The sequence below is a fragment of the Dactylosporangium sp. NPDC051541 genome (assembly GCF_044454505.1).
In the GTDB taxonomy this organism is placed as follows: Bacteria; Actinomycetota; Actinomycetes; order Mycobacteriales; family Micromonosporaceae; genus Dactylosporangium.
In genome coordinates this window covers 772692-790692 of the sequence record NZ_JBITDU010000002.1, presented here as the reverse complement: position 1 = coordinate 790692, position 18001 = coordinate 772692, and the positions used below count along the sequence as shown (strand labels likewise).

Sequence of the window (18001 nt, the reverse complement as noted above, 5' to 3'; positions counted from 1 at the left end):
GTGGAGACCTCTCCGAATACTCTGAGGAGCACCACCATGCGCTACGTCAAGCTCGGCACCAGCGGCCTCGACGTGTCCCCGATCGCGGTCGGCGCCATGACCTACGGCGACCCCGGCCGCGGGCACCCCGTCTGGTCCCTCGACGAGCAGGCCAGTCGCCCGCTGATCAAGCACGCCCTGGACGCCGGCATCAACTTCTTCGACACCGCGAACCTGTACTCCCTCGGCTCCAGCGAGGAGATCCTGGGCCGCGCGCTCAAGGACTTCGCCGACCGCGACGCCGTGGTGATCGCGACGAAACTGCGCCATCCGATGCGCACCGGGCCCAACGGCGGCGGCCTGTCCCGCAAGGCCGTCATGACCGAGGTCGAGCACTCGCTGCGACGCCTCGGCACCGACTACATCGACCTGTATCAGGTGCACCGCAACGACCACGCGACGCCCCTGGAGGAGACCCTCGAGGCGCTCAGCGACCTGGTGCAGGCGGGCAAGGTGCGATACCTCGGCGCGTCGTCGATGCCGGCCTGGGAGTTCGCGAAGGCGCGGCACCTGCAGCGGCGGCACGGCTGGGCCCCGTTCGTCGCCATGCAGCACCACTACAACCTGCTCGCCCGCGAGGAGGAGCGCGAGATGATCCCGCTCTGCCGCGACGAGGGTGTCGGCACCCTGATCTGGAGCCCGCTCGCCCGCGGCCGGCTCGCCCGCGCCTGGGACGACGCGAAGGCCACCGCCCGCGCCACGACCGACGGCTCCTACGCCGACCGGCTGTACACGCCCGCGGAGGAGGCTTCCAACCGCGCGATCGTCGACGCGGTCGGGCGGATTGCCACGGACCGCGGCGTGAGCCGGGCCCAGGTCGCCCTCGCGTGGCTGCGCCGCCGCCCGGTCGTCACCGCCCCGCTCGTCGGCGCCGCCTCCATCGACCAGCTCGACGACGCCGTGGCGTCCCTGGACCTCGACCTGACCGACGACGAGGCGGCCGTCCTCGAGGGGCCCTACACGCCGCGGCGCGACCTGCAGGGCATCTCCGACGAGGCCGAGCTCGACGCAATCCGGGCCCGCGTCCCCGGACTGGCCCTGCGGTGACCGGCCCCGGGAGCCGGGGCCGGTCACCGTTGCCGTACTAGGCGCTGGCGCAGCTCACCGAGGACGGCGCATTGCCGCTCGCGGTGAAGCCGTACGTCGTGGACGCGGACGCGGCGAGCGAGCCGTTGTAGGTCTCGTTGCGCACGGTCACCGGCGAGGTCGACGTGACCCGGCCGTTCCACAGCGAGCTGATCGAGGCGCTGCCGCCCGACCAGGTGGTGCTCCAGCCGGTCAGCGCGGCCGTGCCGGAGTTGCGCACGGTCACCTCACCCTGGAAGCCACCGGACCAGCTGTTGATGGTGCGGTAGGTCGCGGTGCAGGCGGCCGTGCCACCGCCACCGCCTCCACCGCCGCCACCGCCGCCGCCCCCACCGCCACCACCGTTGACGGTGGCGGAGAACGAGGTGACGGCGAGGCCCTGGCCGCCGATCCACGGCTCGAACCCGGCCTGGATGCTGGTCAGGTACCACGACGTGGTGGCCTTGCCGCGGGAGATGACGTCGTTGATGAACGCCTTGACGTCGAAGCTCCAGCTGGACATCGCCGACGGCGAGACGTAGGAGACCACGTCGTTGCCGCCGTTGTTGCCCTGCCAGACCTGCCACGAGCGGCCCGCGACCGTGGCGGTGCCGACCTGGCTGCCGACCGGCTGGATGGAGCCCTGCCGGTTGAACCAGATCATGATCTCGGTCGCGTTGACGCCGTCCTTCTTGGCCGTCGGGTCCAGCCAGATGTCGTACGCGGCGTCGTACGTTGCCCCGCTGACGAAGTTGTAACTGATGCTCGTCTGGGCGGAGCTGATGGCGCTGATCTGCATCGGCAGGTTGGTGCCCGGCGAGCAGTTGGTGTAGTGGCAGCCGACGTAGATGGCGGGGTACGACGCCGGCGCGCCGTTGGTGGGCTTGTTCGCGTTGATCTGCGAGATCGAGTACCCGGTGCTCGTGACGTTGATGCACTGGGTCGCGCTGTTGCCCCAGTTGTTGTTCATGACCACGTACTTCCCGCCGATCGTGGTGGACCCGTAGGTCTCACAGATCTGCGTGTCCGCACTGGCCGGTGACGCGGGCCCGAGTACCGCGGCCAGACCTCCGACGAGCAGGCCGGCCGCGGCAACTGCACGGGACGTTTTGCCCATGTGGTGCCTCCTTCCCTGGCGGAGCAAGCGGGAGCGCTCCGTCACGCGGACGCTAGGCAACCGGGCGCGCATCGGCGAGATGAACGGCGAATATTCATCATTGTCGCTGCTCAGGGCACTTTACCGGTAGTGAAACGTACACGCCGAGGTGGGGCCGGCCCGTGGACCCGTCCGGGCCTCGAACTGCCGGTCAACTGCCGCCCGCGCGGGCCGCGGAGTCGGGAACGCGACGGAACCCGGCGCCCGCCCGGCCCGTGGCACAAGGCGTGAGTCGCTCCGGGCAGACAAGCGAACAACAGCAGGCTCTGGATTCCGGGGCCGCTTCGCTCCCGCCCCGGGCAAGGGGCTCTTCGCCCCCTGCACCCCTTGCCGCGTTCGCCGAGCTCATCCAGCGTCACCGGCGGGCGGCGGGCCTCAGCCAGCGTGAGCTCGCCGGGCGGGCCGGGCTCAGCGAGCGGGCCATCCGCGACCTCGAGCGCGGCTCGACGGCCCGGCCACGACCGCGATCGGTGCGGGCGGTCGCAGCCGCGGTCGGACTGGCCGGGGTCGAGCTGTCGGCGTTCTTGTCGGCCGCCCGCACCGACCGGCCGGAGCCGGCGCCGGCGCTGTCCGGCGGCCCGGACGAGCTCGTCGGGCGGGGCGACGCCGTGCGGGCGCTGCTGGACCTGGTCACCGGCGGGCGGCGGCGGATCGTCACCGTGACCGGGCCGGGCGGGATCGGCAAGTCGCGGCTCGCCCTCGCCGCGGCCGCGGTGGCGCGGGACCGGGCCGGGCTCGACGTGCGGATCGTGGACCTGTCGGCGCTCGCGGACCCGGCCCTGGTGACCGAGGTGATCGCCGAGGCGTTCGGGTGCGGCGGGGCGTCGCGGCTCGGACCGGTGGAGCGGGTGGTCGCGGAGCTGCGCGGGCGGCGGGCGGTACTGCTGCTGGACGGTTTTGAACGGCTTGTCGAGGCGGCTGCCGAAATCGCGGCGCTGGCGGTGCGGTGCCCGGGCCTGACCGTTGTCACGACGAGCCGGCGGCCGCTGCGGGTGCGTGGGGAGCGCGAGGTGCGGCTCGGCCCGCTGCGGCTGCCGGATGCGGTGGCGTTGTTCGCGGTCCGGGCTTCGGCGGGGGTACCGTCATTCGCGCTCACCGACGCCAACCGGCCCGACGTCACCGCCGTGTGCCGCCGCCTCGACGGGCTGCCCCTGGCCGTCGAGCTGGCCGCGGCCCGGATGCGGGTCCTGACCCCGGCCGAGCTGGCCGACCGCCTGGAGCGCCCGCTGGCCCTGCTGGCCGGTGGCCCGCGCGACCTGCCGGCCCGGCACCGCTCGCTGCGGGCCACGATCGAGTCGAGCCTCGCGCTGCTGGGCTCCGAGGCGCAGCGGCTGTTCGCGTGGCTGGGGCGTTCGCCGGCGGCGTGACGTACGCGGACCTGGAGACCGTCACCGCCGGCCTCGGCCTGGACCTGCTCCCGGCGCTGACCGAGCTGGCCGAGCTGGACCTGGTCCGCACCGGCTCCCGGCTCACGCTGCCGGACGCGATGCGGGAGCTCGCCGTCGAACGCCTGGGCCCGTCCAGTGCGGTGCACGGGGCGGTCGCAGCGCACTTCCTGGCCGCGGTCCGCGCCGGCGCGGTGGTGCCGGACGTGGACAACGTGCGGGCGGCCCTGGCCTGGGCGACCGTGCACGCGCCCGCGCACTTCGACGGCCCGCTGGTCGAGGCGCTGTTCCGGCACTACGAGCAGACCGGTCGGCTCGCCGAGGGCCAGCACACCCTGACCCGGGCCGGCCGCGCGGGCGCGCCCCTGGCGTATGTCCGGGCCGGTCAGCTGGCCCGGCTCCGCGGTGACCTGGCCGCGGCCGCCCGCCTGGCGCAGCTGGCCCTGGCCCGGCTCGACCCGGCCGACCACGCCGGCCGCGGCCTGGCCCACCTCACGCTCGGCTCGACCGGCACCGATCGGCGCGACACCGGGGCCGCGCGGACACATCTGCGGGCCGCCCTGGTCCACGCCCGCCGCGCCGGCGACCTGCGGCTGACCGGCCGCGTCCTGAACAACCTCGGCACGCTCTGCATGGAGCTGGGCCGCCTGGCCGACGCCGAACGGCTCCTGGGCGCCGCACTGGAGGCGAAGCGCCGCTGCGGCGCCGGCCCGGTCGACCGCGGCCGGACCCTGTTCAACCTGGCCGAGACCGCGCTCGACGCCGGCCGCTACACGGTCGCCGCCGCACAGGCCCGGGCCGCCGCCGACCTGCTGCGGGACGGCCACCCGCGCCTGGCCGCGTTCGCCGGCACGACCCGGGCCCTGGCCCTGCTCCGCCTGGGCGCCCCCGCCGAGGCCCTGTCCGCGGCCCGGACGGCGGCGGCGACCCTCGGCGAGTCCGGCGACGACCGGCGCACGTTCAGCGTCATCGGCCTGCGCTACAGCGTGATCCTGCACGCCACCGCCGACCCCGCCGCCGCGAACCCCGGCGCCGCCGCGCAGGCGCTGCGCCAGGTGCTGGCGGCCGCCCTCGACAGCACCGACCGCGACCGCGACGAGGCCGCCAACGCCCTGGCGAGCCACGCCCGCCTGCTGGCCTCCGCCGACCCGGCCACCGCCGCCGTCCTGCTCGGCGCGGCCGCCCGCATCCGCACCACCTCGACCCGCCCGGTGTCCCCGTCCACGGCCCGCGACGCCGCCGCGGCCACCACCGCCGCCCGGGCACGACTCGGCGCCGCGTGCTTCGACTCGCAGTACACCCGCGGCCTGACCCTCCCGCACCACGCCCTGCTCACCGCGGCCGGCGCCATCGGCCCGTGACCCCCGCCCGGGCGCTACTCGGCGCGGCGCGGGCCCCGCAGGACCCCCGCCGCGCCGGGGGTTGCTACGAGACGGCCGCGCCGGTGATCGTCGTGCGGGCCGACCAGCCGCTGTTGGTGTGCGCGTACTCAGCGAGCGTGCCGTTCGCGCTGAAGTACACCTCCAGCTCTCCGATGGTGTAGTTGTAGACCGGCATCGCGCTGCCCAGCATCTGGTCGGCGGAGCCGATCGCGGTTGGGCCCATCCAGCCGGCGGGCGAGGTGTACTTCACGGTCAGGTTGCCGCTGGTGTTGAAGAAGATCTCGATGGCGTGCGCGCCCGGGTCGTACACCGCGACCGGGTCGCCCTGGCTGACCGTCGCGCTGAGGCCGAGCGGGCCCGACCAGCCGGTGGTGCCGTTCCACCACTTCTCGTTCAGCTGGCCGGCCGAGGTGGCGTAGTACACCTCCGTGTTGAGGTTCGTCGGGTTGTACACCGCGGACGGCGAACCGGCCATCGTCACGCCGAGCGACGCCGACGTCCAGCTCAAGCCGAGACTCCACCACTGCTCGGACAGCGTGCCGCCCGAGTTGTAGTAGACCTCGACGTGGTTGTTGTACCCGTCGAACATGGCCGACGGCGAGCCGCTGATCGAGCTGTTGAGGCTCGTGTAGGTCCAGCTGGTCGCCTGGGTCCACCAGGCCTCGCGGAGCACGCCGCCGTCGTTGAAGTACACCTCGATGGCGTTGTTGACCGGGTTGTGGAGGACCGCCGGGGAGCCGGCCATCGCGGTGCCCGTGAGGAGGTTGTTGTTGTGCCAGACGCCGTCGGGGGTGCGGTAGGACTCGTACAGGTGGCCGCCGTTGTTGTAGTAGACCTCGACGGTGTTGTTGACCGGGTCGAAGATGCTGACCGGGCGCCCGTCGGTCACGGTGCCGGCCGGTCCGCCCGTGGACGACCAGGTGACCCCGTCGGCGGTCCAGCGTTCGCCGAGCGCGTTGCTGGAGCGCAGGTAGGTCTCGACGTGGGTATCGTGCGGGTTGTACACCGCCGGGCCGCCGGTGCGCGGGTAGGTGGGCGGCGGCGGGTCGCCGGGGTTGGCCGTGTCCGAGGACCAGCAGTACTGGTTGTCGGCGTCGAAGCACACGAAGTTGCCGTTGTCCTGCAGGACGTACACGTCGCCGGCCTTGCCGTAGGTGCCGCTGGACCAGGTCGCGGTGCCGAAGGTCCGGCTGGAGTCCGGGTAGATGACGAGGTTGCCGTCGGCCTGCAGGGTGAGCACTGCGTTGGGGTAGCCGGGCGTGCCGTACGGCTTGCTGATGACCCCGCTGCCCGTCTCGGTGACGGTGAGCAGGCCGTTGGCGAACGTCATCGTCGCACCCCGCGTGCGCCACGTGGTGCCGCTCGGGTAGACGGTGTCGTCGGAGTTCAGCAGCGCGTAGTCGCCGGTGTTGGACAGGGCCACGACCTGTGCGTGGGTGAGCGCCGCGGCCCAGGTCTGCACACCGGAGATCTGACCCTTGAACCGGTCGGTCCGGGCGTCGTGGTCCTGGTTGTCCCCGATGGCGACACTGCCTTTCGTCGCCACGGTCGTGCCGTGCGCGGCGGACGGGCCGGACATCGCGTTCATGTACAGGCTCATCCGGCCGTGCGTGTGCTGGTACACCGCGGTCAGGTGCACCCACACCCCGATCTGGATCGGATAGTCGAAGCTCACCGTGTCGTAGCCGGAGGTGGTGCCGTCGCTCGTGGCGAGCGACAGTGCCCACCGCGAGGTGGTCGGGTCCGCATACAGCCGGACGGTCGAGTTGTGCGTGCCGTTCTGGGAGAAGACCGTTCCCTTGTACTCGCTGGGCTTGACCCAGGCGGAGACGGTGAAGTCCTCCTCGGGCTTGACCGCGCCGCTGGTCGTGGTCGCGGTGAGCGCACCGGTGCCGTCGAAGGCCGCGTCCGGGCTGAACAGGTCGCCCTGGTGCCACGTGACGCCGCTCGTGCCGGTGGCGGTGAGGCCGCCGGTGATGTCGGTGGCGGCGGTGACGTTCGTGCCGTCGCCCTTGTCGTTGAGCGGCCACGCGTGCGCCGACGTGACGAGGTCCTGCTGGGTGAGCGCGGTGGCCGTGCCGGCCGTGCCGGCGATGGTGACCTGATACGGCTGGGCCTTCGCGTTCGGGCTCGCGTTGACCGTCCACAGGTCGGGGATGCCGCCGGGGTCGGCGATGATGTCGGCGGCCCGCAGGGTGAGCGCGGCGCCAGGGTTGAAGGTCGCGGCGAAGGTGACCTGGTTGTGGGCGAAGGTCTGGGTGTTCGGGTCGAACGCGAGGTCCTTCCACAGGTAGAGGCCGCCGGTCGTCTTGTTCCACAGGAACAGCCAGGTGCCGGTGGACGTGACGGCGCTGGAGACGGTCCAGTTGTTCCAGTCGTTGCCGCCGGCCGGGGTCGCGTCGGCCAGTGACACCGGGTAGCTGAAGTTGGTGAGACCGTCGCCCTGGACCGCGTAGTAGTTCAGGTAGTAGCCGTCGGCGGTGTCACCCGCGACCGCGATGAGGTCCGGGTAGGCCGACGCCTGCCCGGAGGCGGTGCCGGCGTTGGCGATCTGCAGGGGCGCGTGGCCGAGCGCGTCGGCGGTCAGGGACTTCTTGTCGGTGACGCCGCTCTGCTGGCCGTTGAGGGTCGGCGTGCCGTCACCGTTGCCCCGGACCACCGTGATCCGCCCGCTGTTCGGGTAGTAGGCGGCGATGTCCTGCAGGCCGCTGCCGGCGAAGTGCCCGGTGATGACCTGGGCCCCGTTGAAGTCGGCGGGGACGTTGTTCACCGCCGCGCCGTTGACGCCGATGTTCACGGCGGCGGCGTCGACCGCGCCGGCCCCGCGGCCACGGGCCATCCAGACGCCGGACGGCAGCCCGTTGACGCCTCCGGCGGTGACCAGGTCGGCCCGGCCGTCGCCGTCGAGGTCCTGGTCGGCGCGCGGCGTGGCCGGTGGCGTGGCCCGGAAGTCGACGCTGGCCGTGTCGCCGATGTTGTTGCCGAGCGACAGTCCGGTCACGGTCAGCACGTTGGTGAACCGGCCGGGCGTGACGGTGATGGTCGCCCCGCCGGCCGCGTTCGCCGCGACCTGGGCCGGGGCGCCGCCGTTGAACTGGTACTTGTAGGCGCCGGGGGCGGCACCGGTGCTGGGCTTGGCGACGCTGATCGAGACCGGCTGCCCCATCACCGCCGCGGTCGGCCGCGACACGATCGGCGGCCCGGTGCGGGTCACGTCGAAGGTGAAGCCGCACAGGTCGGACGGGTCGCTGGTGAGCTCGCCCTGTTTCGCCGAGACCTGCCAGGTGAAGCCGGCGGTACCGGTGACACCCGCGGCGAGCTCGGACTCGCTCAGCACGAGGACGGCCGAGGTCCCCGACGCCAGCCCGGTCAGCGTGCTCGTCTTGAACGCCGCGCCGTTCTTCTTCACCGTGAACGTCACGTCGAGGTTGCCGCCGTCCGGGTCGGACACGGGCGCGTAGAGCGACACCGGCCCGTCGCCGACGGTGGTGGCCGTGCCGGTGCAGCCGGTCGCGGGCGAGGTGCTCAGCCCCGACGGCTTGCCCGGCCGGTGGTCGAACTCGATCTGCAGCTGCGGTGCGCTGCTGCCGGTGGCCAGGAACTCCTTGTAGTTGAGCAGGTCGCTCTCGTTGGACGTGCGCAGGCCGAACGTCTGCAGCGACTTGCCGCTGTTGACGTCGTTGACGACGGCCCCGGTGACGTCGGCGGAGACCCCGGTGTGGTTGGGGCAGCTGCTGTTGTACCCGGTCTGCGTGCTGAGGCTGCCGACGACCCCGCCCCAGTCGGCGCTGTTCCAGCTGTCCCACTTGGCGTTCGCCGACGTGAGCGTGGCCGACGGGGCGTAGACGTTCATCTGGCGGGCGTTGCAGTCGGAGGCGTACATCTCGAAGAGATACAGCTTCGCCGAGCTGATGACCGCGCCGCCGAGGGTGCCGGTGTTGATCGGGAAGTTCAGCAGCGTCCGCGAGTGGATGCTGCTGTTGTGCCCGACCTGCAGATAGCCGTCCGGGTCCGGGGTGTTGTTCCAGTACGAGCTGGACGAGTGCAGGCTCGTCACCGTCGCGTAGGCCGACGAGTTCGGGTTCACCGACGGGTCGATGTACACCGGATACACGGTGTCGGCCGCGTTGAGCAGCTTCGCGTCGGGCGTGAGGGTCAGGGTGCCCCGGGAGACGTCGACGCCGATCGGCGCGGTGTGCGCGGCCAGCCCCGGCCCGGCGGTGCTGGAGTCGACGGGCGCGCCGGTGGCCTGGTCGACCGTCACCTTCCCGCGCGGCGTCTGCTTGCTGGCCGTCGCCGCCGCCTGGACGGGCCGAGTCGCATCCCACATCCGCGGCGGGGCGGCGGTGAAGACGGGCTTGCCGCCGCCGTCGACGGCCTGCAGCGCACCGAGGCCGTCGGTCCGCACCGTGAGCCCGCCGGTGGTCAGCGGCAGGGCCAGCCGCTGCAACGCGGGGTTCTTGGCCGCCGCCGGGGTCTTCACGACCAGGACGTCCCGGAAGCCGCCCTGGTCGGTCGCGGTGACCTGCAGGTCGACGTCGGGCAGCACGTTCGCGTAGGTGGCGGTCGGACCGGCGAGGGTCGGTTTGGGCAGGGCGAACGGCACGGCGAGGCCGAGGCTCTGCCCCTTCCACGTCATCGTCGCGAGCGCCCGGTTCCCGCCACCGGAGAGCTTCAGGTCCGATGTGGACAGTACCGGGCCGACGGTGCCGTCGGCGTTGACGCGCAGGGTCGCGTCGAGGTCCTTCCAGACCCCGCCGACCCGCTTGCGCACCGGGACGAGGGTCCGCGTGAGCGTGAACCGCCCGTCAGGGTCGGCGGTGAGCGTGTCGGTCGGCGTGGTCGCGCTCGCGATGGCCACCGCCACCCCGGTCCGCTTGGCCTGGGCGAGCGCGTCCTCGGTGGACTGCCCACCGGGTGGCGCGGCCGCCGCCGGGGCCGTCCAGTGTGGACTGACGGTGACGAGAGCACCGGCGAACAGCAAGCCGGCCAACAGCTTGGTGCCACCCCGGCGAACACCACGTTGACGGCGCACGAACAACGACATGACGGTCGATCCCCCCAGTCCCGATCGCGAAGCGGACGCCAGCAAACCACCACCCAGGCCGCGCGCGGTAGCCCCTCGCATCGATAGGAATAGGTTGATGGGTGAAGATCCGTTTTGACCGATCTCCAGATGTCGGCAGTTATGAGATCGTCATAGCCAAATGCCTCCCGATCATGAGAAGGTGCTCGGGCCTTCATGAAACTGTCATAACTGACGACCACGGGGGAGCGGCATTGCGTACGAGTCGTGGCCGGAGTCTGTCCGCTCGCCGATCGGTGTGGCTGGCGCAGGCATTGACAGTCGTCCTGGTGGTCAGCGGCGCCACGGTGGTGCTGCCGATCGCGGCCGAGGCCGCCCCGCCGGCGTCGCCGAAGCCGAACCCGGGGCCGCAGGTGACGAAGGTCCACACGGTAGAGGCGAACGACGCGAAGCAGGCCGCGCCGCCACCGGAGTACCGGGCTACCGCCACGGCCCTGCCGGCCATGAGCTCGGTCACGCTGACTCTGGACGCCAAAGCGAAGGCCCGTGCAAACGGTTCGCCGGTGTGGGTCCAGCCGGTCGCCGACGCCAACGGCCGCTACACCGGCCCGGCGACGCTCGGCGTGCGGGTCGCCGATCGGGCGGCCACCGAGAAGGCCGGCGTCACCGGGGTCCTGCTGGCCGTCGACCCGCAGAGTGCTGGTTCGGGTGCGGCGCAGGTTGGTGTCGATTACGGCGGGTTCGCCCAGGCCTATGGCGGTAACTACGCCGAGCGTCTGCACCTGGTGCGGCTGCCGGGCTGTGCGTTGTACACGCCGGAGAAGGCCGAGTGCCGTCAGGCGACGCCGTTGCCGACGACCCGGGACCGGGCCGCGCAGACGCTGTCGACGCCGGTGACATTCACCGCACCGGTGCACACCGCGAACAGCTCGGCCGCCTCGCTGACCGCGGCCACCGCCCCGCTGATGGTGCTCGCGGCCACCACCGACGCCGGGCAGGACGGCGGCGGTCTCGGCACCTACGCCGCCACCGACCTCAAGGCCTCGGGCTCCTGGTCGAGCGGGGGCAGCACCGGCGGGTTCGGCTACAGCTACGCGATCACGCTGCCGCCGACGCCGGCCGGCGCGGCCCCGGAGCTCGGCCTCGGCTACAGCTCGTCGGGCGTTGACGGGCAGACGTCGTTTGCGCAGGCGCAGGCGTCGTGGGCCGGTGATGGCTGGTCGCTGCCGCAGTCGTACATCGAGCAGACGTTCCTGTCCTGCAAGGACTCCCCGGAGGGCTCAGCGGTCGCGAACGCCACCCCGGACCTGTGCTACGCCGGACCGATCCTGACGATGTCGCTGAAGGGTTCGTCGACATCGTTGGTGTGGGACGCCGGCAAGTCGGTGTGGAGGCCGGAGCACGAGGACGGGTCGGTCATCACGCATGTGACAAACGTGAACAACGGCTCGGGCACCTATAACAACGACTGGTGGACGGTCACCACCCGCGACGGCGCGACGTATTCATTCGGCCGCAACCATCTGCCCGGCTGGACGTCGGGGAAGGCGGCGACGAACTCGGTCGATTCCGAGCCGGTCTACGCGGGTCATTCGACGGACCCGATGTGGGGCAGTTGCGCGTTCCCGACGACGGCGTGCACGACCGCCTACCGTTGGAACCTCGACTACGCCGTCGACACCCACGGCAACGCGGTGGCCTACTACTACCACCAGGACACGAACTTCTACGGCCTGCACAACGGGGCCAGTAACGTGTCCTACGTTCGCAGCAGCTACCCCGACCATATTGATTACGGCTTCACCGACGGCAACGCCTACGGCACCGTGCCCGACAAGGTGCTGTTCGGCACCGACGTGCGCTGCACCAACCAGCCGTGCTCGCCGCTGAACGCGTCCACGAAGGCGAACTGGCCGGATGTGCCGTATGACGCCATCTGTGCCTCGGGTGCGACGTGCGCCGCGCATTCGCCATCGTTCTTCTCCACGGTGCGGCTGAAGACGATCACGGCGCGGCAGTGGTCGACCAGCGCCAACGACTACGTCACGCTCGACACGTACACCTTGAAGCACAGCCTGCCCGCGCCGAGCGACAACACGTCGCCGACACTGTTCCTCACGGAGATCAGCCGCACCGCCAGCGACACCAGCGCCGGCCCCTCTCTTGCCACGAACCCGGCGATCACCCTGCCGCCGACCACGTTCACACCGGTCGCGCTGGCGAACCGGCGGGACACGACGTCGTACCCGGCGCTGTACCGCAACCGGATCGGCTCGATCACGACCGAGACCGGCTCGGTGATCAGTCCGACGTACACGATCGTCAACCCGTGTTCCACGCCGGTCACGCTGGACCCGGCCACGAACACGACGTCGTGCTATCCGGTGTACTGGACGCCCGAAGGTCTGGCCAACCCGATGCGGGACTGGTTCCTCAAGTACAGCGTCACCAAGGTCACCCAGAGCGACCCGCTCGGCGGCAACCCGGCGACGGCGACGAGCTACGAGTACCTGGGCGGCTCGGCCTGGCACTACGACACCGGCGAGCTGGTCAAGCCGCAGAACCGCACGTACGGCCAGTACCGCGGCTTCGGCGACGTCAAGACCCGCACCGGTGACCTCGCCAACGACCCGCGGACGTTGTCCGAGACGACGTACTACCGCGGTATGTCGAACAACAACAACACGACCGCCGTCACGCTGACCGACTCGCAGGGCGGGACCCACGACGACGCCGACCAGCTCGCCGGCAGCGCTCTGGAGACCACGTCGTACCTCGGCGATGGCGGCCCGGTCGACAAGTCGACCATCAGCTCGTTCTGGGTGTCGCCGGCCACCGCCACGCGCAACCGCACCGGCCTGCCCGCCCTCACCGCGAACTGGATCGCGCCCGCGGAGACGTTCACCCGGCAGGCGGTGACCGGCTCCGGCGCGACCACGTGGCGCTACACCGAGGCTGACACGAGCTACGACACGAACACCGCCAGCCCGACGTACGGATCGGTGGTCTGGCAGTACACGCACACGGTGCCGGCCCAGGCGGCCTACGACAGCTGCACGCACACCACATATGCGCCCGCGAACACCACGAAGAACCTGGTCGCACTGCCGGCCGCGGTGGAGAGTGACGCGGTTGCCTGCGGCGGGTTCACTTCGGTGGCGCATCCATCGGCACCGTGGGGATACAACACCCTGACCGCGCCGGCGGCAGTGAATCGGCCGGCTCAGGTCATCTCGGCGACCCGCACGTTCTATGACGACCCGGCGTTCGGCACGACGTTCCCCCAGACGACGGCGCCGAGTACCGGCAACCCGACGATGACGCAGAAGGCGTCGGACTACACCGCCGGCGCCCTCACCTATCTGACCAACACCAAGGTCGTCTACGACAGCGTCGGCCGGATCACGAAGTCGTTCAACGCGAATGGCTACAGCGTCACCACCGCCTACACCACCAACACGGTCGGTCTGGTCACCGGCAGCACCACCACGAACGACTCGACGCTGACGCACACGTCCACGACCTTGGACCCGACCCGCAACCTCGTACGCACCGGCACCGACGCGAACGGTGTCGTCACCGCCCGCGAGTACGACACGCTGGGCCGAGCCGCGGCGGTGTGGCTCGCGTCCCGGCCGACGACGGACCCGGCGAACTATTTGTACACGTACAGCCTCGCCAATACCGGTCCGGCGGGCCGCGTATCGGTCAAGACACAGAGGATGAACGACTCGGGCGGGTATGTCGCGTCGACGGTGATCTACGACGGGCTGTTCCGGGTGCGGCAGACGCAGTCGACCACGCCGAACGGTGGCCGATTGATCAGCGACACGTTCTATGACAGCCGCGGCTGGACCCGCGCCACGAACGACGGCTGGTCCAACCCGGGCAGCGCGCCCAACACCACACTCGTCGCACCCGACCAGATCAGTCCGGCGCCGGCAATCCCCGTCCAGCATGTGTACACGTACGACGGCCTCGGCCGGGCGGTGATCGACACGAGCGCGAACTCCGGTGTGACGGTGTCGACGAAGACCACCGTATACAACGGCGACCGGACGACCGTCATCCCGCCCGTGGGTGGCGTGGCCACGGCGGTGAAGATCGACCCGCTGGGCCGTGCGATCGAGACCGACCAGTACAGCACCCCACCGGCGCTGAACACGCCGGCGAACACCTTCACCGGCGTCTTCTCGGTCAGCGGCGGAACAGCGGTCGCCACACAGTTCGGCTTCGACAGCCACGGCAACCAGTCCACCGTCACCGACGCCGACGGCTCCGTGTGGACCAGTGCCTTCGACCTGCTCGGGCGCGTCACGGCCAAGACCGATCCCGACGTCGGCGGCAGCGGCTTCAAGTACGACAACCTCGGGAACCTCACCGAGACCACGGACAGCCGGAGCAAGACGACGTCGTTCGTCTACGACGCGCTGAGCCGCAAGACGGCCGCCTACAACGCTTCGTTGACCGGTCAGGCGCCCGCGAACCAGATCGCGGCCTGGGTGTATGACAACTCCGACAACGCGATCGCGAACATGAAGTTTCCGCTGGGCCACCTGACCAGCTCGACGGCGTTCTGGAACGGCAACGGGTACAAGATCCAGTATCGGAACTTCAACAAGTTCGGCGAGTCCCTCGGCGAGACCGTCACTATCCCGTCCGGGTCGACCGGTGAGGGCTCGGTCCTCGGGCGGTCCTATGTGTACACCCACGCCTACTCGAGCCTGACCGGCCTGCCGTCCGCGGACGTCTATCCGGCCGGGAACGGGCTGCCGGCGGAGACGGTCAATTACGGCTACACCAGCACGCTCGATCTTCTCGACACGGTCGGTGGCCTCGGCGCGTACGAGGACGGCACCGCGTACGACGACTGGGGCCGGGTCAGCTACACGACCCTCGGCGGCCAGCCGAACGTCGCGCACGTCACCAACCAGTACGACCCGCACACCGGTCAGTTGACGAACGCCAAGGTCACCCGGCCGAACTCGGCTCCGAACGACGTCGACGAGGAGGCGTACCAGTACGACCTGGCCGGCAAGCTGCTGCGGCAGACCTCGACCCGGCTCGGCGCCGCGGCCGCCACGGAGACGCAGTGCTACGGGTACGACGGCCTGGCTCGCCTGACCGCCGCTTGGACGGCGATCGACGACTGCACGGCAACGCCGACGCCGAGCAGTCATGCGACGGTCGGCGACACCCTCGGCGCATCGTCGGCCTACTGGACGACGTGGACCATCGACCCGCTCGGCAACCGTACCGAGCAGGTGCAGCACGCCGTCTCCAGCGGTGCTGACAAGACCACCGGGTACACGTACAACGGCGACAGTGCGGGTCAGCCCCATACCCTGACCGGCACCTCGACCACCGGTGGCGCCACGGCGACCACGACGTACCACTACGACAGCGCCGGCAACATGACCTATCGCAACACACCCGGCCAGGGTGCGAAGACCTTCACCTGGAACAACCAGGGCCAGCTGGTCACGGCCCTGGGCGCCAGCGGCACCACCACCTTCAAGTACGGTGGCGACGGCGGTCTCCTCGTCCAGCACGAGATCGGCACCACAACGCTGTACCTGCCGGGCCAGCAGCTGGTCCTCAACAACACCACGCAGGCTGTCACCGGCACCCGCTACTACGCACTGCCGGGCGGGGCCGTCGCGGTCAGGACCGGCACCGCGGCGAGTGACTTCACCTTGCAGATCGCCGACCAGCACGGCACGCCGAGCCTCTACCTGAACAGCACGGTCCAGACGCCGACGTGGCGGCAGAGCAGCCCATACGGCGAGCCGCGCGGCACCGTGAGCACGTGGCCGGACAATCACGGCTTCCTCGGCGCGCCGACGAACGGCGACACCGGCCTCACCCGACTCGGTGCGCGCGACTACGACCCCTCCACCGGCCGCTTCACCAGCATCGACCCCGTCTTCGCGAGCAGCGACGCGCAGCTGCTCAACGGGTACAGCTACGCCCGCAACGCGCCGACGAACACCAGCGACCCGAGCGGCCTGTGCCCCCGCGATCGTTGCGTGGGCTACGGCCAAGCCCCGGGCCACCCGGAATGGACGCCCGCCGGCAAGCCCGACGATCCCGGCGGTGACTACCAGCCCAGCACGTCGTGGGCGAGCGCGAAGGCACCGACGAAGAAGCTCGTCGGGCAGAAGACCGACACCATGACTGACCAAGAAGTCAGAGCATGGATGAAGTCGGCCCTCGGCTGCGAATTCTCCGGCGACGGCCCGGTCACCAACGGAGACGCGACGGCGTGCGCCATGAAGCGGCCGGACAACTACACCATCATCTGCACCCAGATGTACGGCTACGCGGAGCAGTACTGCATGCACGACCCGTACGCCAAGGGCGGCCTTGACATCGTATTCCTCACCGTCGGTGTCTTCGTGTGCGGCCCGCTGATCGAGGCGTGCGTCATGGGCGTGTACGACCTGGTGGCCTACGGCGGCACCGGCATGGGCCTGCTTGAAGCGGCTGGAGCCGGCACCGTCGGCGTCGGCGGATTGTCGGCCGAACACCTTGCCGGGTCGGCCGAGGCGAAGGCCGGTGAGAGCGCTGCGGCGCTCGGTCGCCTCTGTGCGAACTCGTTCACACCCGACACGCTGGTGCAGATGGCCGACGGGTCGACGAAGGCCATCGGAGACGTCCGCATCGGCGACCAGGTGCTCACCTATGACCCGGACACGGGCGTTGCCGCACCCCACGTCGTGACCTGGCGGCACCGGAATCTGGACACGGATCTGACCGATCTCACGCTCACGGCTGATGGCCGGACGAGCCAGACGGTGCACACCACCCAGGGCCACCTGTTCTGGAGCGAGACCCGACACGCTTGGATCGGCGCCGGGCGTCTGCGGCTCGGCGAACAGCTCCGCACCGCCGACGGCTCAAGCGAAACGGTCGTCTCCCGGGCCAACCGCACCGCCGGCGCGATCATGTACAACCTCACCGTCGAGTCCGTGCACACGTACTATGTGCTCGCCGGCAACACACCGGTCCTCGTGCACAACTGCATTCTCTTCGAGAACCAGATGCCGCGGGCGTTGCCCGCGGAACTGGCGGCCGCCGATCGTCTCGGCGTCACGGTGTCGAGGCCCGGCACCGCGTCGTTTGATGCCGCGGTTTCCGGCGGAACGGTGAAATGGGCGGTACTGGAAGACGGCAGCCTCGTGGTGATGCCCAAGTTCGTAGGCGGACATGAGATCTCGCATGCCGTGCTGAGCCGGGGAGAACCGGTGATCGCGGCCGGCGAGGCGGACATCGCCGGATCGTCCTCGTCGGGTTATTTTGGATTGGATATCAACAATCACAGCGGACATTTCCGGCCGTCTTCGGAAAGCCTGCAGATCGGTCGCGACGCCTTCGCGCAAGCGGGTATTGGATTCTAGCGTGATTGATCTGGAAGAACTCGCTGAGCTGAACCCCATCGACCTTGCGTTGCTGCTCACTGACCGGGTCCCCACCTGGACGGCGGAGCCCGCTGTCCGATGGCGCGCTGTGCTCGAGCTGTTCACGTCTCGGCTGGCGTCGTCTGATCGGCGGGTGACACCCGAGGAAGTGGCGCAGTTGCGTGCTGCCTATGAAGCACTCGTCGCCGGAGCGTCCGGCGCCGGCGCACTAGATGGGCGGGAGAGCGTCCTGCGCCGCGTCAACATGCTGGTCGCTCTGGCTCGTTCGGCTGCTGATCCGGCGATCGACGATCTGGCGGCGGCGGCCAGGCGGACGGTGCTCGAGAGCCTGCCCTTGTCAATCGAATCGGCGCGGGTCAAGGCTTCGAATTGGCGCGCGTTGCCGGCGGACGAGGTCCGCGACCTTCGGTATGCGAAGAATCTCCTGGGCCCGCTGAGGTCGATCGCCGGCGATGGCCGGCGCCCGGACGACTCCGCGGACCTCGATGCCTGGTTGCAGTTGTTGCCGTCCCTTCCGTAGCGATGAA

The 18001-nt window shown here is 70.5% G+C and carries 7 protein-coding genes; 5 read left to right on the top strand and 2 right to left on the bottom strand.

Translation table 11 applies throughout. The annotated features are described in order from the left end of the window. Positions 1 to 36 precede the first annotated feature (36 nt). Positions 37 to 1086 carry an aldo/keto reductase gene (locus ACIA8L_RS11675; protein ID WP_395903161.1) on the top strand — a complete coding sequence of 350 codons (1050 nt, stop codon included), beginning with the start codon at positions 37 to 39 and terminating at the stop codon, positions 1084 to 1086. A gap of 37 nt (positions 1087 to 1123) precedes the next feature. On the opposite strand, the gene ACIA8L_RS11670 is transcribed toward ACIA8L_RS11675, so the two are convergent. Then, positions 1124 to 2221, bottom strand: a complete 1098-nt coding sequence (locus tag ACIA8L_RS11670; protein ID WP_395903159.1) for a cellulose binding domain-containing protein — start codon at positions 2219 to 2221, stop codon at positions 1124 to 1126. A 161-nt stretch (positions 2222 to 2382) separates the two neighbouring features. Here ACIA8L_RS11670 and ACIA8L_RS11665 point away from each other — a divergent pair, with 161 nt between their 5' ends. Continuing rightward, positions 2383 to 3627, top strand: coding sequence for an ATP-binding protein (locus tag ACIA8L_RS11665; protein WP_395903156.1), 1245 nt, complete (start codon positions 2383 to 2385; stop codon positions 3625 to 3627). After that, positions 3600 to 5006 carry a tetratricopeptide repeat protein gene (locus ACIA8L_RS11660; protein ID WP_395903154.1) on the top strand — a complete coding sequence of 469 codons (1407 nt, stop codon included), beginning with the start codon at positions 3600 to 3602 and terminating at the stop codon, positions 5004 to 5006. The genes ACIA8L_RS11665 and ACIA8L_RS11660 overlap by 28 nt, the downstream gene beginning before the upstream one ends. A gap of 64 nt (positions 5007 to 5070) precedes the next feature. Here ACIA8L_RS11660 and ACIA8L_RS11655 read toward each other — a convergent pair whose 3' ends face one another. Further along, entirely contained in the window at positions 5071 to 10020 is a 4950-nt protein-coding gene (locus ACIA8L_RS11655) for a LamG-like jellyroll fold domain-containing protein (RefSeq protein WP_395903152.1), read from the bottom strand. Positions 10021 to 10382: 362 nt separating this feature from the next. Between ACIA8L_RS11655 and ACIA8L_RS11650 the strand changes: the two genes are divergently transcribed. Both ACIA8L_RS11650 and ACIA8L_RS11645 read left to right on the top strand, forming a co-directional pair. Further along, positions 10383 to 17453: a polymorphic toxin-type HINT domain-containing protein gene (locus ACIA8L_RS11650; protein ID WP_395903149.1), complete on the top strand. Its 7071-nt coding sequence runs from the start codon at positions 10383 to 10385 to the stop codon at positions 17451 to 17453. A gap of 1 nt (position 17454) precedes the next feature. Continuing rightward, on the top strand, positions 17455 to 17994 hold the full coding sequence (locus ACIA8L_RS11645; RefSeq protein ID WP_395903147.1) for a hypothetical protein: 540 nt from the start codon (positions 17455 to 17457) through the stop codon (positions 17992 to 17994). Positions 17995 to 18001: the final 7 nt, after the last annotated feature.